Source organism: Methylotenera mobilis 13 (genome assembly GCF_000384255.1).
Classification (GTDB): domain Bacteria; phylum Pseudomonadota; class Gammaproteobacteria; order Burkholderiales; family Methylophilaceae; genus Methylotenera; species Methylotenera mobilis_B.
The window spans coordinates 2,653,108-2,677,010 of sequence record NZ_KB913035.1; the positions used below are offsets into that span (position 1 = coordinate 2,653,108).

The 23,903-nt window shown below is 42.7% G+C and carries 27 protein-coding genes and 5 tRNA genes; 1 reads left to right on the top strand and 31 read right to left on the bottom strand.

The annotated features are described in order from the left end of the window. Positions 1-6: 6 nt before the first annotated feature. The 19 genes from rpoB to A391_RS0112820 form a co-directional block, all read right to left on the bottom strand. On the bottom strand, positions 7-4,179 hold the full coding sequence (gene rpoB, locus A391_RS0112730) for a DNA-directed RNA polymerase subunit beta (protein WP_019899763.1): 4,173 nt from the start codon (positions 4,177-4,179) through the stop codon (positions 7-9). 214 nt (positions 4,180-4,393) lie between these two features. Next, positions 4,394-4,768 carry a 50S ribosomal protein L7/L12 gene (gene rplL, locus A391_RS0112735; protein ID WP_019899764.1) on the bottom strand — a complete coding sequence of 125 codons (375 nt, stop codon included), beginning with the start codon at positions 4,766-4,768 and terminating at the stop codon, positions 4,394-4,396. A 53-nt stretch (positions 4,769-4,821) separates the two neighbouring features. Then, positions 4,822-5,313 (bottom strand): 50S ribosomal protein L10, encoded by a 492-nt coding sequence (rplJ, locus tag A391_RS0112740; protein WP_019899765.1) that lies wholly within the window; start codon positions 5,311-5,313, stop codon positions 4,822-4,824. A gap of 315 nt (positions 5,314-5,628) precedes the next feature. After that, positions 5,629-6,315 carry a 50S ribosomal protein L1 gene (rplA, locus tag A391_RS0112745; protein WP_019899766.1) on the bottom strand — a complete coding sequence of 229 codons (687 nt, stop codon included), beginning with the start codon at positions 6,313-6,315 and terminating at the stop codon, positions 5,629-5,631. Position 6,316: 1 nt separating this feature from the next. Next, positions 6,317-6,748, bottom strand: coding sequence for a 50S ribosomal protein L11 (gene rplK / locus A391_RS0112750; protein WP_015831286.1), 432 nt, complete (start codon positions 6,746-6,748; stop codon positions 6,317-6,319). A 76-nt stretch (positions 6,749-6,824) separates the two neighbouring features. After that, positions 6,825-7,361 carry a transcription termination/antitermination protein NusG gene (gene nusG, locus A391_RS0112755; RefSeq protein WP_019899767.1) on the bottom strand — a complete coding sequence of 179 codons (537 nt, stop codon included), beginning with the start codon at positions 7,359-7,361 and terminating at the stop codon, positions 6,825-6,827. Continuing rightward, on the bottom strand, positions 7,361-7,708 hold the full coding sequence (gene secE / locus A391_RS0112760) for a preprotein translocase subunit SecE (protein ID WP_019899768.1): 348 nt from the start codon (positions 7,706-7,708) through the stop codon (positions 7,361-7,363). Before secE ends, nusG begins: the two co-directional genes overlap by 1 nt. A gap of 125 nt (positions 7,709-7,833) precedes the next feature. After that, positions 7,834-7,909 (bottom strand) — tRNA-Trp (locus A391_RS0112765). Between the two features lie 62 nt (positions 7,910-7,971). Continuing rightward, positions 7,972-9,162: an elongation factor Tu gene (tuf, locus tag A391_RS0112770; RefSeq protein ID WP_019899756.1), complete on the bottom strand. Its 1,191-nt coding sequence runs from the start codon at positions 9,160-9,162 to the stop codon at positions 7,972-7,974. A 171-nt stretch (positions 9,163-9,333) separates the two neighbouring features. Beyond that, a tRNA-Thr gene (locus tag A391_RS0112775) sits at positions 9,334-9,408 on the bottom strand. Between the two features lie 25 nt (positions 9,409-9,433). Next, positions 9,434-9,509, bottom strand: a tRNA-Gly gene (locus A391_RS0112780). A 61-nt stretch (positions 9,510-9,570) separates the two neighbouring features. Further along, a tRNA-Tyr gene (locus A391_RS0112785) sits at positions 9,571-9,655 on the bottom strand. A gap of 72 nt (positions 9,656-9,727) precedes the next feature. Continuing rightward, positions 9,728-9,803, bottom strand: a tRNA-Thr gene (locus tag A391_RS0112790). A 46-nt stretch (positions 9,804-9,849) separates the two neighbouring features. Next, positions 9,850-10,278 carry a ClpXP protease specificity-enhancing factor gene (locus A391_RS0112795; protein ID WP_019899769.1) on the bottom strand — a complete coding sequence of 143 codons (429 nt, stop codon included), beginning with the start codon at positions 10,276-10,278 and terminating at the stop codon, positions 9,850-9,852. A gap of 105 nt (positions 10,279-10,383) precedes the next feature. Beyond that, entirely contained in the window at positions 10,384-10,983 is a 600-nt protein-coding gene (locus A391_RS0112800; RefSeq protein WP_019899771.1) for a glutathione S-transferase N-terminal domain-containing protein, read from the bottom strand. A 3-nt stretch (positions 10,984-10,986) separates the two neighbouring features. Next, entirely contained in the window at positions 10,987-11,694 is a 708-nt protein-coding gene (locus A391_RS0112805; RefSeq protein ID WP_029144182.1) for a cytochrome c1, read from the bottom strand. A gap of 5 nt (positions 11,695-11,699) precedes the next feature. After that, positions 11,700-12,998, bottom strand: coding sequence for a cytochrome b (locus A391_RS0112810; RefSeq protein ID WP_019899773.1), 1,299 nt, complete (start codon positions 12,996-12,998; stop codon positions 11,700-11,702). Positions 12,999-13,000: 2 nt separating this feature from the next. Then, positions 13,001-13,639, bottom strand: a complete 639-nt coding sequence (petA, locus tag A391_RS0112815; RefSeq protein ID WP_029144183.1) for a ubiquinol-cytochrome c reductase iron-sulfur subunit — start codon at positions 13,637-13,639, stop codon at positions 13,001-13,003. Positions 13,640-13,888: 249 nt separating this feature from the next. Then, positions 13,889-14,638 carry a Nif3-like dinuclear metal center hexameric protein gene (locus tag A391_RS0112820; protein ID WP_019899775.1) on the bottom strand — a complete coding sequence of 250 codons (750 nt, stop codon included), beginning with the start codon at positions 14,636-14,638 and terminating at the stop codon, positions 13,889-13,891. Positions 14,639-14,776: 138 nt separating this feature from the next. Here A391_RS0112820 and A391_RS0112825 point away from each other — a divergent pair, with 138 nt between their 5' ends. Further along, positions 14,777-15,949: a Do family serine endopeptidase gene (locus A391_RS0112825; RefSeq protein WP_019899776.1), complete on the top strand. Its 1,173-nt coding sequence runs from the start codon at positions 14,777-14,779 to the stop codon at positions 15,947-15,949. An 8-nt stretch (positions 15,950-15,957) separates the two neighbouring features. On the opposite strand, the gene tatC is transcribed toward A391_RS0112825, so the two are convergent. The 12 genes from tatC to hisC form a co-directional block, all read right to left on the bottom strand. Continuing rightward, a complete protein-coding gene (tatC, locus tag A391_RS0112830) occupies positions 15,958-16,698 on the bottom strand; it encodes a twin-arginine translocase subunit TatC (RefSeq protein ID WP_019899777.1) in 741 nt (246 codons plus the stop codon). An 8-nt stretch (positions 16,699-16,706) separates the two neighbouring features. Next, positions 16,707-17,063 carry a Sec-independent protein translocase protein TatB gene (gene tatB, locus A391_RS0112835; RefSeq protein WP_019899778.1) on the bottom strand — a complete coding sequence of 119 codons (357 nt, stop codon included), beginning with the start codon at positions 17,061-17,063 and terminating at the stop codon, positions 16,707-16,709. Between the two features lie 51 nt (positions 17,064-17,114). Further along, positions 17,115-17,465: a Sec-independent protein translocase subunit TatA gene (gene tatA / locus A391_RS14775; RefSeq protein WP_019899782.1), complete on the bottom strand. Its 351-nt coding sequence runs from the start codon at positions 17,463-17,465 to the stop codon at positions 17,115-17,117. Positions 17,466-17,493: 28 nt separating this feature from the next. Then, positions 17,494-17,832, bottom strand: a complete 339-nt coding sequence (locus tag A391_RS0112845; protein ID WP_019899783.1) for a histidine triad nucleotide-binding protein — start codon at positions 17,830-17,832, stop codon at positions 17,494-17,496. 80 nt (positions 17,833-17,912) lie between these two features. Then, positions 17,913-18,236: a phosphoribosyl-ATP diphosphatase gene (locus A391_RS0112850; RefSeq protein ID WP_029144184.1), complete on the bottom strand. Its 324-nt coding sequence runs from the start codon at positions 18,234-18,236 to the stop codon at positions 17,913-17,915. 4 nt (positions 18,237-18,240) lie between these two features. After that, positions 18,241-18,627: a phosphoribosyl-AMP cyclohydrolase gene (gene hisI / locus A391_RS0112855; protein ID WP_019899785.1), complete on the bottom strand. Its 387-nt coding sequence runs from the start codon at positions 18,625-18,627 to the stop codon at positions 18,241-18,243. Between the two features lie 92 nt (positions 18,628-18,719). After that, complete coding sequence (gene hisF, locus A391_RS0112860; RefSeq protein ID WP_019899786.1) at positions 18,720-19,487, bottom strand: imidazole glycerol phosphate synthase subunit HisF; 768 nt, start codon at positions 19,485-19,487, stop codon at positions 18,720-18,722. Positions 19,488-19,497: 10 nt separating this feature from the next. Continuing rightward, complete coding sequence (hisA, locus tag A391_RS0112865) at positions 19,498-20,238, bottom strand: 1-(5-phosphoribosyl)-5-[(5-phosphoribosylamino)methylideneamino]imidazole-4-carboxamide isomerase (protein ID WP_019899787.1); 741 nt, start codon at positions 20,236-20,238, stop codon at positions 19,498-19,500. A 79-nt stretch (positions 20,239-20,317) separates the two neighbouring features. Then, complete coding sequence (gene hisH / locus A391_RS0112870) at positions 20,318-20,980, bottom strand: imidazole glycerol phosphate synthase subunit HisH (RefSeq protein ID WP_019899788.1); 663 nt, start codon at positions 20,978-20,980, stop codon at positions 20,318-20,320. A 49-nt stretch (positions 20,981-21,029) separates the two neighbouring features. Then, positions 21,030-21,617, bottom strand: a complete 588-nt coding sequence (hisB, locus tag A391_RS0112875) for an imidazoleglycerol-phosphate dehydratase HisB (RefSeq protein WP_019899789.1) — start codon at positions 21,615-21,617, stop codon at positions 21,030-21,032. 147 nt (positions 21,618-21,764) lie between these two features. Further along, a complete protein-coding gene (gene hxlA / locus A391_RS0112880; RefSeq protein ID WP_019899791.1) occupies positions 21,765-22,442 on the bottom strand; it encodes a 3-hexulose-6-phosphate synthase in 678 nt (225 codons plus the stop codon). Positions 22,443-22,701: 259 nt separating this feature from the next. Beyond that, a complete protein-coding gene (gene hisC, locus A391_RS0112885; protein ID WP_019899792.1) occupies positions 22,702-23,763 on the bottom strand; it encodes a histidinol-phosphate transaminase in 1,062 nt (353 codons plus the stop codon). Positions 23,764-23,903: the final 140 nt, after the last annotated feature.

Genomic DNA, 23,903 nt, shown 5'->3' on the forward strand with positions numbered 1-23,903 from the left:
CCTGAATTAGTTGCGATCTAGGTCGATGTCGATAGCGAGTGAACGAATTTCTTTCACTAACACGTTAAATGACTCAGGCATGCCTGCATCAATTTTGTGTTCGCCTTTAACGATGTTTTCATACACTTTGGTACGGCCAGTTACGTCATCAGACTTCACTGTCAGCATCTCTTGCAAGGTATATGAAGCACCATAAGCCTCTAACGCCCAAACCTCCATCTCACCGAAACGCTGGCCACCGAATTGCGCTTTACCGCCTAATGGTTGTTGCGTTACTAATGAGTATGGACCTGTAGAACGAGCATGCATCTTGTCATCAACCAAGTGATGTAGTTTCAACACGTGCATATAACCTACAGTCACAGGACGCTCAAATTTGTCGCCAGTACGGCCGTCAAACAAGGTCACCTGTGTTTTACCTGCATGGAACTGCAATTGTTTAGTACGTGCATCATCATCTGGGAACGCCAAATCAAGCATCGCTCTAATATCAGATTCAGCTGCGCCATCGAACACTGGTGTTGCAAATGGCACACCTTGTTTAAGGTTTTGCGCTAAATCTAAAATCTCAACATCGGTGAAAGATTTAATATCTTCATGCTTACCAGTGCTATCGTTATAGATCTTTTCCAAGAACTTACGGATATCAGCTACTTTGGTTTCTTCACGTAACATTTCTTCGATACGTAAACCCAAACCTTTAGCAGCCCAACCTAAGTGCACTTCCAAAATCTGACCGATGTTCATACGTGACGGAACGCCTAGTGGGTTCAACACGATGTCCAATGGGGTACCGTCAGCCATATGCGGCATATCTTCTACTGGACAGATTTTTGAAATCACACCCTTGTTACCGTGACGACCAGCCATCTTATCGCCTGGTTGGATACGACGTTTAACAGCCAAGTAAACCTTAACCATTTTTTGTACGCCTGGTGGCAATTCGTCACCTTGCGTCAATTTACGTTTTTTCTCTTCAAAGCGATTATCAAACTCAATACGTGCTTGTGACAAGCTGTCTTTCAACTGTTCTAACTGACGTGCTGCTTCTTCATCTGACAAACGAATATCGAACCAATCGTAACGACCTACAGACTCTAAGTACTCAGCAGTCAATGCTTCGCCTTTTTTCAGTTTGTTAGGACCGCCAGTAGCCACTTTACCTTCAATCAAGCGACGGATACGACCGAATGCATCGTCTTCCACGATACGCATCTGATCAGCCAAATCTTGTTTGTAGTGTGCTAATTGGTCATCAATAATTTGTTGTGCACGTGCATCACGGTCAATACCTTCGCGCGTGAATACTTGTACGTCAATCACGGTACCACTCATGCCAGAAGGCACGCGCAATGAAGTATCTTTAACATCAGATGCTTTTTCACCGAAAATCGCACGTAACAATTTTTCTTCTGGTGTTAGTTGTGTTTCGCCTTTAGGCGTTACTTTACCAACCAATACGTCACCAGCTTCAACTTCAGCACCAATATGAATGATACCTACTTCATCCAGACGCGCTAACATGCGCTCACTCAAGTTTGAAATATCTTGTGTGATTTCTTCTGCACCAAGTTTTGTATCACGTGCAACCACTGACAACTCTTCAATATGAATAGAGGTGTAACGATCATCAGCCACTACGCGCTCAGAAATTAAGATCGAGTCTTCGTAGTTATAACCGTTCCATGGCATAAAGCCTACCAACATATTTTGGCCAAGCGCTAGCTCACCCATATCTGTTGACGCACCATCCGCAATCACATCGCCGCGTGATAATTTATCACCGACTTTTACCAATGGACGTTGGTTAATGTTCGTATTTTGGTTAGAACGCGTGTATTTAGTTAAGTTGTAAATATCCACACCAACTTCACCAGCTTGTGCTTCTTCATCGTTTACACGAATCACAATACGTGCAGAATCCACATAATCAACCAAACCACCACGACGTGCAGTTACGACAGTACCAGAGTCAACTGCCACTGTACGCTCAATACCTGTACCTACCACGGCTTTTTCAGCACGTAGACATGGCACTGCTTGACGCTGCATGTTTGCACCCATCAATGCACGGTTCGCATCATCGTGTTCCAAGAATGGAATCAATGATGCCGCCACAGATACAATCTGACCTGGTGCAACGTCCATATATTGAACGCGCTCTGGTTGTGTCATTGTAAACTCGTTGTGATGACGTGATGAAATCAAGTCATCCACAAATAAGTTCTTAGTATCTAAATCAGTGTTCGCTTGCGCGATCATGTACTGACTCTCTTCAATCGCAGATAGATAGTCAATCGTGTCTGATACTTTATTAGCTTCAACACGACGATATGGTGTTTCTAAGAATCCATATTCATTGGTACGTGCATATAAAGCTAAAGAGTTGATCAAACCAATGTTTGGACCCTCTGGCGTTTCAATCGGACACACACGACCATAGTGAGTTGAGTGCACATCTCGCACCTCAAAGCCAGCGCGCTCACGTGTCAAACCACCAGGGCCAAGTGCTGAAATACGGCGTTTATGCGTAATTTCAGACAAAGGATTCGTTTGGTCCATAAATTGTGACAATTGGCTTGAGCCAAAGAACTCACGAATCGCACTAGACACCGGCTTCGCATTAATCAAATCATGCGGCATCAAGTTGTCAGACTCAGCTTGTGATAGACGCTCTTTAACAGCGCGCTCTACACGAACTAAACCAGTACGGAATTGATTCTCTGCAAGCTCACCCACTGAACGGATACGACGATTACCTAAGTGGTCAATATCATCGATCTCGCCGCGGCCATTACGCAACTCTAGCAATACACCGATTACTGCCAAGATGTCATCATTGGATAGGATGTTTGCACCTTCGTCACCTTGAGGACCCACTGACTCGTAAAACTTACGAATCCAGTTAGATTGACGCTCTTCTGCTTTTTCAGGGAAGGCACGACGATTAAACTTCATACGACCTACACGTGATAAGTCATAACGATCTTCATTGAAGAACAAGCCTTGGAACAACGCTTCAACTGACTCTTCAGTTGGCGGCTCACCAGGACGCATCATGCGGTAAATAGCAACACGTGCACTATATTGATCTGGGATTTCATCAATACGCAATGTTTGTGAAATGTAGTCGCCATGATCCAAATCGTTTGAATACAATGTGCTTACTGTACGAATGTTTGCATCAACCAACTTATCTAATAAAGACTCAGTGATTTCGTCGTTTGCGTTGGCAACAACTTCGCCAGTTTCTTGATCAACGATTGTGTTTGCTAATGCGCGTCCAAGAATGAAATCTTGTGGTACTGCGATTTCGCTAACGCCAGCTTTTTCCATATCACGGATATGCTTAACGGTAATACGCTTATCTTTAGCAACAATGACTGATCCGTCTTTAGCAACGATATCAAATTTAGCCACTTCACCACGTAAGCGCTCAGGCACTACTGTAAATTCAACACCAGTTTTACTAATGTGGAATGTATCAAAATCATAGAATGTTGAAATGATTTGCTCTGGTGTATAACCAAGGGCTTTCAACAAAATAGTCACTGGCATTTTACGACGACGATCGATACGGAAATACAAGTAATCTTTTGGATCAAACTCAAAGTCCAACCATGAGCCACGGTAAGGAATAATACGAGCTGAGAATAATAATTTACCTGAGCTGTGTGTTTTACCACGATCATGCTCAAAGAACACGCCTGGACTACGGTGCAATTGAGACACGATCACGCGCTCAGTACCGTTAATCACAAACGAACCATTTTCAGTCATCAAAGGCAACTCGCCCATGTACACTTCTTGTTCTTTCACTTCTTTAACCGTCGGTTTTGAAGCTTCTTTGTCCATAATGGTTAAACGTACGCGCACACGCAAAGGTGCAGCATAAGTTAAACCACGTTGTTGACATTCTTTAACGTCAAATGGCTCAGCACCAAGTTGATAGCTCACGTAATCTAAACGTGCGTTACCTGAATGACTAACGATCGGAAAAACAGAACTGAATGTTGATTGCAGACCTGATTCTGTACGTTGATCAGCAGGTACATTAGACTGCAAAAATGCAGCATATGACTCTAATTGCATTGCCAGCAAATAGGGAATTTCTTGAACGCTTTCTCGCTTGGCAAAACTTTTACGAAGGCGTTTCTTTTCGGTGAAGGAATAGCTCATTGCATCTCCTAGATATTTTGAGGGCAGAAATTAAAATACTTTTTTGCACTACATCCATTACGTAAGTATTTTCACCTCTAACCTCAGTTACTGTTGAACTGAAGGCTTGTTGCAGCACTAACACGACAAATTACATTTTGTTACATCACATACCATTACAAATGGCGAAGGCTGACGGTCTCCCGTCAGCCTAATTTATACACTTAAAGATGTATTATTTGATTTCGCCAGTTGCACCAGCTTCGATCAATTTTTTCAACGCTGCATCAGCATCAGCTTTTGAAACGCCTTCTTTAATTGCTTTAGGTGCGCCGTCAACTAAGTCTTTAGCTTCTTTCAAGCCTAAACCTGTCAATTCACGAACCGCTTTAATTACAGCAACTTTTTGTTCACCAGCGCCTAAAAGCACAACGTTGAACTCAGTTTGCTCAGCTGCTGCAGCTGGAGCTGCACCACCTGCTGCTGACGCTACTGCAACTGCTGCAGCTGATACGCCAAATTTTTCTTCGATTTCTTTAATAAAAGCTGTCAAGTCTAAAACTGACATTGAACCAACTGCTTCTAAAATATCTGCATTTGAAATTGCCATTTGAATATTTCCTAAAATAAAATAATGTTGCTTTAAATAAGCGATCTGATGAATTAAGCTGCTTCTTTAGCGTCACGGATAGCCGCGATCGCACGAGCAAACTTAGTAGGCACTTCGTTAAGCGTACGCGCAAATTTAGCAAGTAACTCTTCACGACTTAATGTAGATGCCAACGCCTGAACACCAGCAACATCCATCAATTGATTTGGCACCGCACCTGCTTTAATAACGAACTTGTCGTTAGTTTTAGCAAAATTGTTCAGCACTTTAGCTGCCGCTACTGGATCAGCAGAAATGCCGAACACCAACGGACCAACCATTTCGTTTGCTAATGCTGCAAATGGTGTACCTTCAACCGCACGACGTACCAACGTGTTTTTCAACACGCGTAAGTACACGCCTGATTTTCTGGCATCTGCACGCAATACCGTCATATTGGCTACGCCCATACCACGGTACTCAGCAAGAACAATCGCTTGTGCTTGTGCAACTTGCGCACTTACTTCAGCAACAACCGCTTTTTTCTCTGTAAGATTTAGACTCAAGGTCTTTCTCCTTCCGTTAAAATCTCCGCTTTATTTCTAAAGCAGAATCAGCTCTTATAATTAATATTATAAAAACCACTTTTACGGCGACCTTTTATCAGGAATTAACCTGTTTTAGGGATGCGCCATCTGCGTAGGCATGATATTTATTACAACCATTAAAACCAAAGTTTTAAGACCTGCATAAAAATCACATTAAATCGAAACGACACCTACGGTCTTTGATAACCTCATATCTGCACAACCTTAGTTAGCCGATAATGAGCCCAAAGCACTATATGAGTGAGGTGAAAATTACCCCACTCATTATTCTAATTAAGCAACTAAACTTGCTTGATCAACACGCACACCTGCACCCATCGTACTAGATACAGATAATTTTTTCAGGTAAACACCTTTACTTGCAGCTGGTTTAGCTTTGTTTAAAGCATCAACTAATGCAGCCAAGTTACCTTGCAATTGTTCAACTGTGAAAGAAGCACGGCCGATTGTGCAATGAACAATACCACCTTTGTCTGTACGGTATTGCACTTGACCAGCTTTAGCATTTTTAACTGCAGTAGCAGCATCAGGAGTCACAGTACCCACTTTTGGGTTTGGCATCAAACCACGTGGGCCTAACACTTGACCTAAAGCACCAACGATACGCATTGCATCAGGTGTAGCGATCACAACATCAAAGTCCATCACACCAGCTTTAACTTGCTCAGCCAAGTCTTCAAAACCAACGATGTCTGCACCAGCAGCTTTAGCAGCTTCAGCTTGTGCGCCTTGTGCGAACACAGCAACACGTGTAGTTTTACCTGTACCGTTAGGCAACACAATAGCACCACGTACTAGTTGGTCAGATTTACGTGCATCAATACCTAAATTGATCACTGCATCCACAGATTCGTTAAATTTTGCAGTTGCGTTTTCTTTAACTAAAGTTAGACCTTCAGTTACAGGGTACAACTTATTACGGTCTACTTTTGCGCGTAGTGCGTTAATTCTTTTAGCCATGTTATACACCCTCCACTTCAATACCCATACTACGTGCGCTACCAGCGATAGTGCGAACCGCAGCATCCATATCAGCAGCAGACAAATCAGCTTGTTTAGTTTTCACAATATCTTCAGCTTGTGCACGAGTGATTTTGCCAACTTTATCAGTATGTGGACGCGGTGAGCCTTTAGTAATACCAGCTGCTTTTTTGATCAAAATAGTTGCTGGAGGAGATTTCATCACGAATGTGAAGCTCTTATCAGCAAATGCAGTAATTACTACTGGAATAGGTAATCCTGGCTCAACACCTTGTGTTGCAGCGTTAAACGCTTTACAGAATTCCATAATATTCAAACCACGTTGACCCAATGCTGGACCTACTGGTGGACTTGGATTAGCTTTACCTGCAGGAATCTGCAGCTTGATATAGCCAATAACTTTCTTTGCCATGCTATTACTCCTAATTTGGGTACTAACGCCTCAAACCAAATCAAAGCTCCCCGTTAATAAAAACGACTACTTACTACTAAACTTCTTTTTCTACCTGACTAAACTCCAACTCAACTGGTGTAGAGCGTCCAAAAATAACCACTGAAACACGCAATTTGCTTTTCTCGTAATTAATCTCTTCAACATTACCAGAGAAGTCTTTGAATGGACCGTCTGTAATACGAACAGACTCACCTTTTTCAAACGTAAGTTTTTGTGTAGGATTACTTTTACTATCATCGATACGCTGTAAGATAATATCGACTTCTTTATCTTTAATTGGTGTTGGCTTTTGTGCACTACCACCAATAAATGCCGTTACGCGCGGCGTGCTTTTCACCAAGTGCCACGTGTCGTCGGTCATATTCATCTGCACCAACACATAACCTGGGTAAAGCTTGCGCTCAGAAATAGTCTTTTGGCCGGCCTTCATCTCAATCACCTCTTCGATAGGGACCAAAATCTGACCAAACTGATCTTGCAGACCAGAACGCACAACGCGCTCTTCAATACCTTTTTGCACTGACTTTTCAAAACCTGAAAAAGCTTGCACCGCGTACCATTTCATACTCATTACGCGCCCCGTCCTAGTAACCACTTAACCATAAAAGCAAATCCGATATCAACCACCGCTAGAAATGCAGCCATTACAACCACCAATGCAAATACTACCAAAGTAGTTTGTATTGTTTCCTTACGTGTTGGCCAAACCACCTTACGTGACTCAGCAACAGCTTCACCAATAAAACTAAACGATTGCTGCCCGATAGGGGTAGTCCATAGAACAGCAACAGAAGCTGCCAAACCTGCAAGCACAGCCAATATACGCACTACAGTAGGCTTATCTGCCAAAAGGTAAAAACCAGCAATCCCTGCTACTAGCAACAGAATAGCCAATAGCAACTTAATTTTATTGAGCATAATTGTCTTAATTTAAGAACTTACTTAATGGTGACTAAAATAACTTCAGGTCTTACTAACGCGAATAACTAGAAATATTAATATTTCTAGTTATTCATCAGATTAATAAATCCATACTATAAATCTGGCAGGCCAAGAGGGTCTCGAACCCCCAACCCTCGGTTTTGGAGACCGATACTCTACCAATTGAGCTATTGGCCTGTACTTAAAACTTTTCAATAAGAACTGCGCAGGGTTGTTTGCACAGCTCTTAGATAACTATCTTACTCGATAATCTTAGCTACCACACCAGCACCAACAGTACGACCACCTTCACGGATAGCGAAGCGTAAGCCTTCTTCCATCGCGATTGGGGCAATCAATGTTACTGTGATTGATACGTTGTCGCCTGGCATTACCATTTCTGTACCTTCTGGCAATTCAACTGCACCAGTAACGTCTGTGGTACGGAAGTAGAATTGTGGACGGTAACCTTGGAAGAATGGTGTGTGACGACCACCTTCATCTTTACCCAACACGTAGATTTCTGCTGTGAATTTTGTGTGTGGTTTGATAGAACCAGCTTTTGCCAATACTTGGCCACGTTCAACTTCTTCACGTTTTGTACCACGTAGCAATACGCCTACGTTGTCGCCTGCTTGACCTTGGTCTAGCAATTTGCGGAACATTTCCACGCCTGTACATGTTGTTTTTAGTGTGTCTTTGATACCTACGATTTCGATCTCGTCACCAACTTTAACGATACCGCGCTCGATACGACCTGTTACCACAGTACCACGGCCTGAGATAGAGAATACGTCTTCTACTGGCATTAGGAATGTGCCGTCGATTGCGCGCTCTGGCATTGGGATGTAGCTGTCTAATGCTTCTGCTAAGCGGAAGATTGCTGGTTCGCCGATTTCTGATTGGTCACCTTCAAGGGCTAGTTTTGCTGAGCCTTTGATGATTGGTGTGTCGTCGCCTGGGAAGTCGTATTTGCTTAGCAAGTCACGCACTTCCATTTCAACGAGTTCTAACAATTCAGGATCATCTACCATGTCTGCTTTGTTTAGGAACACTACGATGTATGGTACGCCAACTTGACGTGCTAACAAGATATGCTCACGCGTTTGTGGCATAGGGCCGTCAGCTGCTGAACATACCAAGATCGCGCCGTCCATTTGTGCTGCGCCTGTGATCATGTTTTTAACATAGTCAGCATGGCCTGGGCAGTCTACGTGTGCGTAGTGACGTGTTGCTGTTTCGTACTCAACGTGTGCTGTGTTAATGGTAATACCACGTGCTTTTTCTTCTGGTGCTGCGTCAATTTGGTCGTACGCTTTAGCTTCGCCGCCGTATTTTTTTGTCAATACAGTGGTGATCGCTGCTGTTAGTGTTGTCTTACCATGGTCAACGTGGCCAATCGTGCCTACGTTAACGTGCGGCTTGGTCCGCTCAAATTTACCTTTTGCCATTGCTTCAGTCCTTTACAATATTTTATTAACCATAAGTTTTATTAGAATTAATAAAACTTGTTCAAATCATCATGCCCAACGCTTCACCAAACGGCTACACATTACTAAGCACACTATATTAACAACCTCTAACCGCCACAGCAACTTGCCATCAACTAGCACATAAGCCTATGGTGCCCATGGCGGGAATCGGACCCGCGACCTCTCCCTTACCAAGGGAGTGCTCTACCACTGAGCCACATGGGCGCTTAAATCCGCGACAGCCAACTGATGGAGCGGGCGACGAGGTTCGAACTCGCGACATCTTGCTTGGAAGGCAAGTGCTCTACCAACTGAGCTACACCCGCGTACATGTTATATAACGCCAACAAGCTCAAATTACCGCAACTTACTATATGTTTTACAAACTGGTGGAGGGGGAAGGATTCGAACCTTCGTACTCTGAGAGAACGGATTTACAGTCCGTCGCCTTTAACCACTCGGCCACCCCTCCTCACCGAACCCGCGATTATGCTGAAAATTTGACTTGCTGTCAAATGTATAAAAGGGAATTTGCTAAGAATTCTGGTGCCGGGTATCGGAATCGAACTGATGACCTTCGCATTACAAGTGCGCTGCTCTACCAACTGAGCTAACCCGGCGTTTTCGTGAGATGCGTATTATACGCAATTTTCGAAAAATGTTAAGTTATTTTACGATTTTTAATACAGGTTTTTTACTTTTTATTAATTCTTCTTTATTTTCAATGGGTTTTGCACTTTCTTCAACATCACCCTCTGAAACATCTACTTCTTGCCGCTCTGATTCAGCCTCAAAAAACATACCTTGACCATTTTCGCGTGCAAAAATACCACTTACCGCAGTCATTGGAACATATATATTTTGTGACACTCCACCGAAGCGCGCAGAGAATACCACAGAATCATTATCTATGTGTAAATCTTTTGTAGCACCGTAATTAATATTTAAAACTATTTCACCATTTTTAACATATGCCATTGGCACTCGTGTTTGCGCATTTACGGCAACAATCAAATGTGGCGTTAAATTGTTATCGACGCACCACTCATGAAGTGCACGTAACATATATGGTTTTGTTGGAATTAAGTCAGACATATTTAACGAACCTATTTAAGATAGCTTCAGTTACACACTATAAGAGTAATGGCGTTTGATTTTAGCAACTTTAATCAAACGCCACTAAGCACTACTTTAGATCATTTATTTACGCATTGCTTTTTCTGAAGGCGTCATTGCATCTGCATACAATGGCCTTGAAAATAAACGCTCTGCATATTTTAAAATTGGTGCAGCCTGATTAGGTAACTCAATACCATAATGTCCCAAGCGCCAAAGTAACGGCGTTACCGCAACATCTAACATAGAGTAATCATCACCTAGAAGATAATTCTGCTTAGAGAAAATAGGCACCAATTGGCTCAAGTTATCACGTATCGTTGCACGCGCTTTATCTGCCTTTTCTTGATCACCAGACTCAATATCAGCAATATGGCTGAACAAGTCTTTTTCAAAGCTATACAGAAACAATCTAGCGCGCGCACGCATCACTGGATCAGGCGGCATTAGTTGTGGGTGAGGAAAGCGCTCATCAATATATTCATTGATAATATTCGCCTCTGACAACACCAAATCACGCTCAACCAAGACAGGCACATGATTGTACGGATTAATAACAGCTAAATCTTCTGGTTTATTTGCCAAGTCGACATCAATTACCTGAAAATCCATGCCTTTTTCGAATAGTACAATACGGCAGCGGTGGCTATAGGGATCTGTTGTCCCCGAGTATAGAGTCATCATAATTTAATGTATTTCCTTCCAGTAAGCTTTTTTGAGTTTGCATGTCAGCACTAACAACACACCCAAAAATAGCAAGACAAACCAACCAAGTTGGTTTCTTTGATGCTTTGCTGGTTCAGCCATGTAAGCCATAAAGTTTGTTAAATCACCCACCAAAACATCGTATTCTTCGACGGACAGCTTGCCTGGCTTAACAAGTTTCAGCGTGTGAGTTTCGTGATTCAACTCCTGCTCACCCTGCAACTCATAAAGCACATGAGGCATACCCACCTTATCAAACACCGTGTTATTCCAACCCGTTGCTCTAGAGCTATCACGGTAGAATCCCCGCATATAGGTATACACCCAGTCCGCACCGCGAGCGCGCACCTCCACTGACAAGTCAGGCGGCGCTGCTCCAAACCACTTAGCCGCATCCTTCTTACTGATAGCAACCTTCATTGTGTCGCCAATCTTTTCACCAGCTAACATCAAATTGTCTTTGATCTGCTTTTCAGTTAAACCTATTTCCAACAATCTGTTGTAGCGCATGTAGTTAGCACTATGGCAGTTTAAGCAATAATTAACGAAAGTACGTGCACCACGTTGCAACGACTCATGATCCGCTGCATCAATCGGCGCTTTATCCAAACTAATACTTTCACTTGCGCTCACTACCAAAGGCGTCGCAAGGAAAGGCATCAACAACAAAGTTAACAATAATTTTTTCATGGTCATTATCCCGTTACCCTTTCTGGCATTGGTTTAGTCTTATCTTTTTTCGTATACCAAGGCATCAAAACAAAGAACAAGAAATAAACCACTGTAAAGATACGCGCAACTACTGTAGCGCGATCAGCACCACCCATCCATGCACCGAACTGCCCCCAAATATTTGATGGCACGGTTCCAAGATAGCCAAGCACCAAGAAACTGATGACAAATGCAACCAACCATTGTTTATACAGCATGCCGCGATAACGAATCGACTTCACTGGACTCTTATCCAACCATGGCAAGAAAGCAAACGCCACCACTGACAAGCCCATTGCAGCAACACCAGGGAATTGTGAGTTCAAAATAGGTGGAACAGCACGCAAGATAGAATAATATGGCGTGAAGTACCAAACTGGTGCAATATGCGCTGGCGTTTTAAGCGGATCAGCAGGTACAAAGTTATTTGCCTCTAGGAAATACCCTCCCATTTCAGGCGCAAAGAAAATAATGGCTGAGAATACAATCAGAAATACTGACACGCCAACCAAGTCCTTCACCGTATAGTAAGGGTGGAAAGGAATACCATCTAATGGAAACCCTGTTTTCTTATCTTTCAGCTTCTTAATTTCAATACCATCTGGGTTGTTTGAACCAACTTCATGCAACGCAATTAAGTGAGCAACAACCAAGCCAACCAACACAAATGGCAAAGCAATCACATGGAATGCAAAAAAACGATTCAACGTTGCATCAGACACCAAGTAGTCACCACGCAACCACTCTGAAACGTCAGGGCCAATAAATGGAATAGCTGAGAACAAGTTAACAATTACTTGCGCACCCCAATAAGACATTTGACCCCAAGGCAATAGATAACCGAAGAATGCTTCACCCATCAACACTAAGAAGATTGCAACACCGAACAACCAAATCAACTCACGCGGGGTTCTGTAAGATCCGTAGATGATGCCGCGGAACATGTGCAGATAAACCACAACAAAGAACATAGACGCGCCAGTTGAGTGCATGTAACGAATCAACCAACCCCATGGCACATCACGCATGATGTACTCAACAGATCCGAATGCTAGATCCGCATCTGGTTTGTAATGCATTGTCAGGAAAATACCTGTCAATATTTGCAGCACCAACACCAACAAAGCCAAAGAACCAAAAAAGTACCAGAAGTTAAAATTCTTTGGTGCGTAATACTCGGTTAAATGCGCTTTGACATTACTAGTCAACGGAAAACGTGCATCAACCCAATTTAAACCGTCATTTAAAGCGCTTGATAGCGCTGATTTATTTTTATCAGTCATGATTATGCTTTCTCTTCAGTATCAACACCAATCAGAAGTAGATTCTCACTCAAATATTTATGCGGCGGCACCACTAAATTGATAGGTGCAGGAGAGCCTTTAAATACGCGACCAGCTAGGTCGAACTTAGAACCATGGCAAGGACAGAAGAAGCCACCAGTCCAGCCTTCACCCATATCACCGCCACGTTGCAACTTCTCGCTTGGTGAACAACCCAAATGCGTACAAATACCAACCACTACAGCAAGATTAGGCTTAAGTGAACGGCTCTCATTTTTACAGTACTCAGGTTGTTGCGATGTGACTTCGGACGCAGGGTCTGATAACTGATCATCATGCTTAGCCAACTCTGCAGTCATCTCATCAGTACGATTAATAATCCAAACCGGCTGACCGCGCCATTCAGCCGTCATCATTGTACCTGGCTCTATCTTACTAATATCCACCTCTACAGGTGCGCCTGCTGCTTTTGCTCGCTCGCTTGGCGTCATGCTTTTTACAAAAGGCACTGCCACAGCAGCACAACCTAATGCACCCACCGCAGAAGTGGCTATTAAAAAGTTACGCTTATCTAAATCTACCTGAGAACACTCGCGCTTTTGCGAGTCAGCCTGCTGATTGTCATTTTGGTTGTCTGACATGTTTTCCTCTTGCTCGAAAGGATTGACTGGATATAGACGCCGCACCCACACTAGGTGATAGCGCCAACTTTTACTAAAACATTTAACATTAAGTATGTCCGAGCATTTTCTACAGTAGAAAATAGCCCGAGCACTCAACAGCAGCCAAAGCAATAAAATCTAGGCGTGGCTTCATGTTTAGGCCGCAGATTATACAATTTTTTGATTGCCAATTAAAGCTTTATTTATTAAGTTACTGAAATAAAACGATTAAACAGGATTGTGTATGTCAATAAATTGATGTTCTAGATTGAATTTTTGTGCCAAATGACATCCTAATGCCTGAACCCCATAACGCTCTGTCGCATGATGCCCTGCAGAAATATAGGCAACGCCTGACTCTATTGATTGATGTGTAGTCTGCTCTGAAATCTCCCCGCTTATGTAAAGATCAACTCCCGACGCTATCGCCTGCTCCATGTAGCCTTGTGCAGCTCCAGTGCACCAAGCTATTTTTTTAATTTTTTTCTCGTGATCTCCAATAACCATTACTCGACGGGCCAGACGAAGCTCGAGCATCGTTGCGACTTCTGACAAGGTCAACACGGCTTCAATCTCAGTATATGCAAGCAAACTATCAGCGCCAATGTAGGCTTGCGCCTTAAATCCCAACAAATTACCAAGCTGCACATTATTACCCAACTCGCCATGGGCATCCAATGGCAAATGGTATGCCATCAAGTTAATTCCGTGTGTTAGTAGAAACTTAATACGTCTTTGCTTAATACCCACAATCTCTGGCGCTTCATTTTTCCAGAAATATCCATGATGGACCAGTATCAAATCAGCACCAACCTTATGCGCCGCCTCCAATAACGCCATACTTGCCGTGACACCACTGACAATTTTACGAACTTCGGTGCGCCCCTCTACCTGAAGACCATTAGGGCAGTAATCTTTGAAACGCTCTACTTGCATCAGTTGTTGGGTATAATGATTTAACTCATTGATTTTTACCATAAGCTTGAACCCTTTAATAATGTTAGGCTATTGATTTTATAGAGTGTTGACCCTATATCAAAAACTAACACTCGATCTGTATTTAGATACAAAGTAACCATCACTAAATTTATTAATTACCATATTAAGAATTAAAAAATGAACAATTCTCTACATAAAAGATTATGGCTAATTTTTGCGCAAGCAGCCACTATATGCATGGCTTTAATATTTGCTTTACGCATCTTCTACCCCAATCTGCTTAATTTCAGAGAACCTGTTGTGGTAGTTAAGCAAGCAGACCCAATATCAGCCAGCAGTCCCGCTCACTCATACAGTCATGCAGCAAAAAAAGCGATGCCTGCTGTTGTCAATATTTTCACTAGTAAAAAACAGACAACCAGCCCCCATCAGGACTTTTTGGATGATCCCGCATTTCGCCACTTCTTTGGTGACCAACTAGACGAGCTTGAAATTCCATCACAACCTGAAAATAGCTTAGGCTCTGGTGTTATCGTCAGTGCTCAAGGGCTAATATTAACTAACAACCACGTCATTGCCACTGCAGACTCGATTGAAGTAGCTTTATCTGATGGTAGAAAAATGACCGCCACAGTGGTAGGCACTGACCCAGATACAGATCTTGCACTCATTAAAGTAGACGCCAATGATTTACCTGCCATCACTTTTGCCAGTTCAGACTCATTAAGTGTTGGCGACGTAGTGTTAGCTATTGGCAACCCGTTCGGTGTGGGTCAAACAGTCACACAAGGCATAGTGAGCGCACTCGGTCGCAGCCATCTAGGGATTAATATTTATGAAAACTTCATACAAACAGACGCCTCCATTAACCCTGGCAACTCAGGTGGCGCACTGATTGACACAGAGGGAAATCTAGTTGGCATCAACAGCGCCATCTATTCACGCAGTGGTGGCTCCATGGGTATCGGGTTTGCAATCCCAACTACTTTAGCGCAACAAGTGATGGAACAAATCGCGGCACAAGGCAACGTAACGCGCGGTTGGATTGGCATTGAAGCTCAAGACATCACGCCAGAACTAGCAGAGTCCTTCAGATTAAGCAAAGTGCAAGGCGCATTAATTGCTGGCGTACTTAGAAATAGCCCAGCAGACAGAGCTGGACTCCGCGCCGGGGATATATTAGTAGCAATTGAAGGCAAACCTGTTACAGATAGCGGCACCATGCTTAACTTAATAGCAGCCTTGAAACCAAATCAAAAGGCGACGGTGCAAATCATTCGTGCTGGCGCCATGGTTAATATTACAATCGTGATTGGCAAGCGTCCAAAACCTACCGTGGCGCTAGAGTAAAATATAGATCAAGCTGGTGGTAAGATGTTAGATTCACTTCCGTCCGAAGTGAACTTTGCCACAACAATACCCAGCTCATAAAGCAACCACATTGGCACTGCAAGCATGAATTGTGAAATAACATCAGGCGGTGTCACAACCGCCGCAATTACAAATGCTCCAACAACAACGTAGCCTCTAGCCTCTTTTAGCGCATCAATCGTGACCCATCCAAAGCGTACCGCCATCACCACAGCAATTGGCACTTCAAAGGCTAGCCCGAATGCAAAGAATAAGGTAATGACAAAATCCAAATAATTTCCTATATCGGTCATCACAGCCACACCTTCAGGCGCGGTGCCGACTATAAATCCGAATATCACAGGAAATACAAGGAAATAGGCAAAAGTCATCCCAGCAAGAAACAAAAAGCTACTTGCAACAATAATTGGAATCATGAATTTCTTTTCATGAGCGTACAGACCAGGTGCGACAAAAGACCAGATTTGATACAAGGTATGTGGCAATGACAACACAAAGGCTGTCATCATTGCTACCTTCATTGGCACGAAGAATGGTGTAGTAACTGCAGTAGCAATCATCTGACCACCTGTGGGTAGCTCACTTAATAATGGTGCCGCCAATAAAGCGTAAATCTCATTTGCAAATGGGAAAAGTATGATAAAAACTATGACAAAACCTATTACGATACGTAACAAACGGTTTCTTAATTCAATCAAGTGCGAGATGAAATTTTCTGTCGGTGTCACAGCGGGCGCTAATCTTTAACTGAGGAATGGGGTTCTTGAGGTTTTATAGTAGAGGATGCCGTGTCATCGACTTCCTGAATTGCATTCTGATTGGAAGTGCTAACTGCATCCGCCAAATAATTCGCGCCACTCTGCAAACCTGACTGTGCACTGTCCGTTGCTTGTTGAATCTCTTGCTGAAGCTTCTGCAACTCCGCAAACCGCGACTCACGATTCACTTCATCTTTAATCTGTGCCATATAACGCTGCATACGCCCCACCACGGTACCGATGGTACGGGCTACTTTAGGCAGTTTCTCAGGACCTATCACGATAAGTGCAACAATTGCAATCACAACCAATTCAGAAAATGCAATATCAAACATTCTGCCTAAATCCTATTCCCAATATGCCTAACAGCTCAGCATTCCATGCTGCTATTTAGCAGCAGTAGCCTTAGCTTTTGAAGGCGCCTTCTTTGTGGTAGTCGATTTAGCTTTAGTTGCTGTTTTGGTTGCTGTAGCTGGCTTAGCAGCGGCTCTTTTCCTAGCCGCAGACTTAGAAGAAACAATTTCAACAGAATCGCCTTCAATCAATACTGTTTTATCAGCAACTTCTGCTTGTTCTGGAGCACCCGCAGCCGCCTGCTTGCCTTCATTGACCGCATCTTTAAAGTTTTTTACTGCACCACCAACGTCTCCGCCAATGTTACGAAGTTTTTTTGTACCAAACACGAGTACTACAATGAGTAAAACTACTAACCAATGCCACCAAGCTCCGATTCCCATTGTCAATCTCCTCAATATATATTGTTAACTATGTTCTAGGTAGCGTATCGCCGCCACCAAACACATGCATGTGTATATGAAATACTTCCTGACCACCTTCACGCCCAGTATTAATCATTGTGCGGAATCCAACCAGTCCCTGTTGCTTAGCCAACTCTGGTGCTAGCAATAGCATCTTACCCAATAAAGTTTGATGTTGCGAGCTACAACTTGCCAAACTTTCAACATGCTGTTTAGGCACTATTAAAAAATGTACTTTAGTGATGGGATGTATGTCATGAAAGGCAATCACATCATCATCTTCATATATCTTCCTTGAAGGGATATCGCCTTGAACAATTTTACAAAAAATACAATCAGCACTCATTTTATATTCTTTCAACTTTCCGCTTTAAATCACCCAAGGATTGTAGAGGGTTATAAAAAAATTTAGCTATTAATAAACCATCAATCCTGTTTGCCGCGACTAGCCTTCTCTTCAATACCAGACAATCCTTCTCGCCTAGCTAACTCTAACAGTATATCTTGTGGCTTTAAATCAGCTTTGGCCAGCATAATCATTGTGTGGAACCACAAGTCTGCAGTTTCATAGATAATCTCATCCTTGTTACCGCCTTTGGCAGCAATGACAGTTTCAGTAGCTTCCTCACCTATTTTTTTAAGAATACTATCCATCCCTTTAGCATATAACTTCGCAACATAAGATGATGTCGGATCTGCAGACTTACGCTGCTCCAACAATTCTGAAAGTCGTGCTAACACATCATTCATATCATCACTCATGCTTATAAATTTCATCAGGGTTTTTAATAACGGGCTGATCTATCACCCAAGTATCTTCTTTTAGGATTTTAAAGAAGCAATTGTGCCGACCAGTATGACAGGCTATACCACCAATCTGCTCAACCTTAAGCAAGACCACATCCTCATCGCAATCCAAACGGATTTCATGTATTTTTTGAACGTGCCCAGACTCCTCACCTTTATGCCACAGCCTATTGCGCGATCTTGACCAATAGACGGCTCGATTTGTTTCGCTACTCAACTGCAGAGCTTCACGGTTCATCCATGCAAACATCAACACTCGTCCTGTGTCGTACTCTTGAGCAATAACAGGAACAAGACCATTGGCATCCCAAGTTACTTCATCTAACCAACTCATCCGATAACCTATCTATTGAAACTTCTGTTTAACTTACCACTTTACGCCAGTAAATGTAACGTCAACTCATCACTAGCATCTGCGTTAGGCAGTTACAACCTAACTTCAATCCCATGCTGTGCCATATACTCTTTTGCCTGCTTAACTGTATATTCCCCATAGTGAAAAATACTAGCCGCCAACACAGCATCAGCGCCACCCTCTTTCACTCCATCGACTAGATGCTGTAAGTTACCTACACCGCCTGATGCGATGATTGGCACTTCCACTGCATTACTAATGGCCTTATTAAGCGGATTATTAAATCCGATTTTGGTACCATCTCTGTCCATGCTAGTGATCAGCAACTCGCCTGCTCCAAGGCTGACCATATACTCTGCCCACTTAACTGCATCCAAACCAGTTGGTTTACGTCCGCCATGTGTAAAGACTTCCCATTCGAATGGCTGGTTATCTACTTTTTTGGCATCAATCGCAACTACAATACATTGCGAGCCAAACTTAGCAGTGGCATCTTGCACTACTTTAGGATTAAGCACTGCTGTTGTATTGATACTCACTTTGTCAGCACCTGCATTTAAAAGGCGACGCACATCTTCAACCTCGCGCACACCACCACCTACTGTTAGTGGGATAAATACCTGACTCGCCACTTCTTCAATGATATGCAGAATAAGGCCTCGGTTATCTGAGCTTGCTGTAATATCTAAGAAAGTGAGCTCATCTGCTCCCTGCTCATCATAACGCCTAGCAATCTCTACTGGATCGCCAGCGTCTCTCAGCTCAAGAAAGTTAACACCCTTGACTACACGACCGTTAGTGACATCCAAGCAAGGAATAATACGTTTGGCTAATCCCATCAGCTAAACCTTATGCACTTAACTCATCGGCAAGCTTCTGTGCTGCCGCAAAATCTAAAGTGCCTTCATAAATCGCACGACCTGTAATCGTGCCAATAATGCCTTCACTAGCTACTGCACAAAGTTTTTTAACATCTTCTAAATTTGTAACGCCACCAGAAGCAATCACTGGTATTGTCAATGCTTGCGCTAAGGCCACAGTGGCTTCGATATTGACACCAGTCAGCATGCCATCACGACCAATATCCGTGTATACAATCGACTCAACACCGTAATCTTCGAATTTTTTTGCCAAATCAATGACGTCATGACCAGTCAACTTAGACCAGCCATCAATCGCAACTTTACCATCCTTAGCATCTAGGCCTACCATAATCTGCCCAGGGAAAGCATAACAAGCCTCATGTAAGAAACCTGGTGTTTTGACTGCGGCAGTTCCAATAATCACGTAATCAATGCCGCTATCCAAATAACGCTCAATAGTATCTAGGTCTCGAATACCACCGCCTAATTGGATAGGTATATCACCACCGACAGCGCTGACAATAGATTTAATTGCGCCTTCATTCACAGGCTTACCTGCAAAAGCGCCATTTAAGTCCACAAGGTGTAATCGCTTACCGCCAAGATCAACCCAATGCCTAGCCATCGCGCCTGGGTCTTCCGAAAATACGGTTGATTCTTCCATCAAACCTTGCTTAAGTCTGACACAGTGACCATCTTTTAAATCAATTGCTGGGATAATTAACATAGTGAAAATTAATTTTATATACGAAAAAGTTAAAAAGGAGAAAAGCTGTTATACATTTAAGATAATCTACTGAGATAATCTATTTAGGCGTCCAACTAACAAAATTACTCAATAATTGTAAGCCCGCGTGAGCACTTTTTTCTGGGTGAAACTGTACTGCAAATAAATTATCTTTAGCAACAGCGCAAGTGAAGCGCTCAGGATAATTGGTAAAGCCCTCAATGATACCTTCATCTTCAGGCTGCACATAATAGCTATGTACATAATAGAATCTAGCACCATCTTCAATACCGTGCCAAAGAGGATGCGCATTAGCATCAGGACTGCGGTGCTGATAGACCTGATTCCAGCCCATATGAGGCACTTTTAGCTTCTCACCTTGGGCATCAACCATATTTTCAGTGACAAATCTTTTCACACTGCCTTTAAAGAACCCTAGACCCGCGGCATCACCTTCCTCAGAGTGCTCAAATAGCATCTGAAGGCCAATACAAATACCTAAAAACGGTTTGTTTTGAGCTGCATCCAACACCGCAGCTCGCAACCCTCTTGCATCTAACTCTTTGATGCAATCAGGCATCGCTCCCTGACCAGGGAATACAACACGTGACGCCTTTGCAACATCATCAGGACGACTCGTCACAACTACATTTTTTGTAGGTGCAACATGCTCCAATGCCTTAGACACCGAGCGTAAGTTACCCATACCATAATCAACTACTGCAATATCAATTGTACTCATATTTTAAATACGGCCTAAGGTCATTTCTCACGGTTGCTCGATGGCAGACTTACAAACTACCTTTGGTCGACGGCATAATACCAGCCATACGTGCATCTAGCTCAACTGCCATACGTAGTGCGCGCCCAAAAGCTTTAAATATGGTTTCTGCTTGATGGTGAGCATTATGACCCTTCAAGTTATCAATATGCAAAGTGACATTGGCATGATTCACAAAGCCCTGAAAAAACTCATGCACTAAATCCACATCAAAAGTACCAATAGCAGCACGCGTAAATGTACAGCCAAACTCTAATCCTGGACGCCCAGAAATATCTAGCACAACTCTTGATAGCGCCTCATCTAATGGCACATAGGCATGTCCATAACGGCGAATACCTTTTTTATCTCCTACCGCCTGTGCGAATGCCTGACCAAGCGTAATACCAATATCCTCAACTGTATGATGTGCATCAATATGTAAGTCACCCTTAGCATTCACTTCGATATCCATCATGCCATGACGGGCAATTTGGTCCAGCATATGATCCAAAAAGCCTAAGCCAGTGTTAAATTGAGAAACGCCAGTGCCATCTAAGTTGATGCTCACTGTAATTTGAGTTTCTAAAGTATTCCTAGTAATTTTAGCGTTACGCATAAGTCTAATGTTTTATATTATCAGCCTGCATTTTAACCCATTAAAAGGTTGTAACACATAGCTACATGATGAATTTAAAATCTAAAATAAAAAAACCCCAGTTTTAAGACTGGGGTTTTCATTTTACTACTTAGATATCAACAGATATTAACTAAATAATTTTTTGATCCAGCCGAACAAACCACCTGTAGAACCGCCATGAGCGATTGCAGTGATTTCTGCAGCAGCAGCAGCTGGGTCAGCAGCGCCGTAAATTGCAGCACCAGCAACAATGATTGTTGCGCCAGCGTCACGAACTTGTGCAGCTGTAGCAGCTTTAACGCCACCAGCCACTGAGATTTCAAGACCTAAGTTCAAACCAGCAACTAATGCCAAGTCAGCAAATGGTGTTTGACCAGCAGCTTGTTGATCCAAACCAGTATGCACGCCAATGATGTGCGCGCCTAATTTAGCAACTTCTTGTGTGCGTGCTTTTTTATCAGCAACGTTGATCAAATCAACTTGTGCTTTTTTACCGTATTTGTTAGCTACATCAATCACGCCTTTGATTGTACCGATGTCTGAAGTACCCAATACTGTACAGATATCTGCACCAGCTTTGTAGAATGGCTCAGCTTCGTAGAAACCAGCATCCATTGTTTTCAAGTCAACTAAGATTTTGTTGTTTGGGAACTTAGCACGCAATGTTTGAAGCAATTTGATACCGTTATGCTTAATGCATGGTGTACCAATTTCTAAAATATCCACGTGTGGAGCAACTTTAGCTGCTAAAGCAACTGTTGCGTCGAAATCTAATGAGTCTAATGCCATTTGGGTTTGTGCCACGATACATCCTCCAACTAATAATAAATCAAAATAATGACTTACCTAGGTTAAAAATACAGATTGAAAATAATTATTATATTGTGCACAAAACGCACATTTCGCTATCATAACCGCACTTCGTGTGAAAATTCAAACTTTTCGTGCTTAATTTGTATGTTTTATCAATCTGGCACCTTTAAATTGCTTAAATCATTCAAAAATCTCTCACAAAAAGCCAGTTCTAAGCATTATTCAAGCACTTATTAAAGTGATAACATCATCAACTTAGAATTGCTCTCAGCGCCTTGAGCAAGAGCTCTGACTGCGCATCAGTACCAATTGTGATGCGTAAATACGGCGCGATTCTACTAGGTGATTTAAAGTGACGCACAATAATATTGTGTTCACGTAATGCTGAACTTAATTCAGCACCATCACGTGTTTGATGTTTAGCAAATATAAAGTTTGCGCCTGACGGCAACACGTCAAAACCTAAGGACACTAAGTCTTTAATGAGCGCCTCACGCGTAGCAACGACCTTAGCACACGTTTCATCAAAGTAGTCAGCATCAAGCATGGCTGCGACAGCGCCTGCTGAAGCAAAACGATCGATAGGGTAAGAGTTAAAACTATCTTTCACACGTATCAAGGCTTCTATCAACTCAAATGAACCAAGCGCATAGCCAACGCGCAAACCCGCCAAAGAGCGTGCTTTAGATAAGGTATGCGTAACAAGCAAGTTAGGATATTGATTAACTAAAGTGACTGCAGACTCTGTACCAAAATCTACATACGCCTCATCTATCACCACTACTGATTCGGTATTGTTTTGCAATAGCCATTCGATTTTCGCAAGTGGCAACGGCATGCCAGTTGGTGCGTTAGGATTAGGAAATATGATGCCACCATTAGGCTTTTTATAGTCTTCTACGCAAATGCCAAAGTCTTCTGCCAGCGGAATCGTTTGATAGTTAATGTCATACAATCCGCAGTAGACTGGGTAAAAGCTGTAAGTAATATCAGGGAACAACAAGGGCAGGTCATGTTTTAATAATGCTTGAAACACATGGGCTAAAACCTCATCAGATCCGTTACCTACAAACACTTGACTGCTATCTAAATGATGTACTTTAGCAATTGCAGCTTTTAATGCGTCAGAATTGGGGTCTGGGTATAGACGCAATGTCTCTGCGGCCTCTAACTTTAGAGCCTCAATTACTTTTTGACTTGGCCCATAAGGGTTTTCATTGGTATTTAACTTCACCAAATTATTAATTTTTGGTTGTTCGCCTGGCACATAAGGGGTGAGCTTATGAACAACATCACTCCAATATTTACTCATACTAAAACCTCGGACATATTCTTTGTCATCACATTATCCAACGTGAAATTAATCAATAGGTGCGCACCATCAAATTGGTATACGCTTTATCGAACATTAACGTACCACCTGTGAACCCCGATGGTTAAAATGCCAATCAA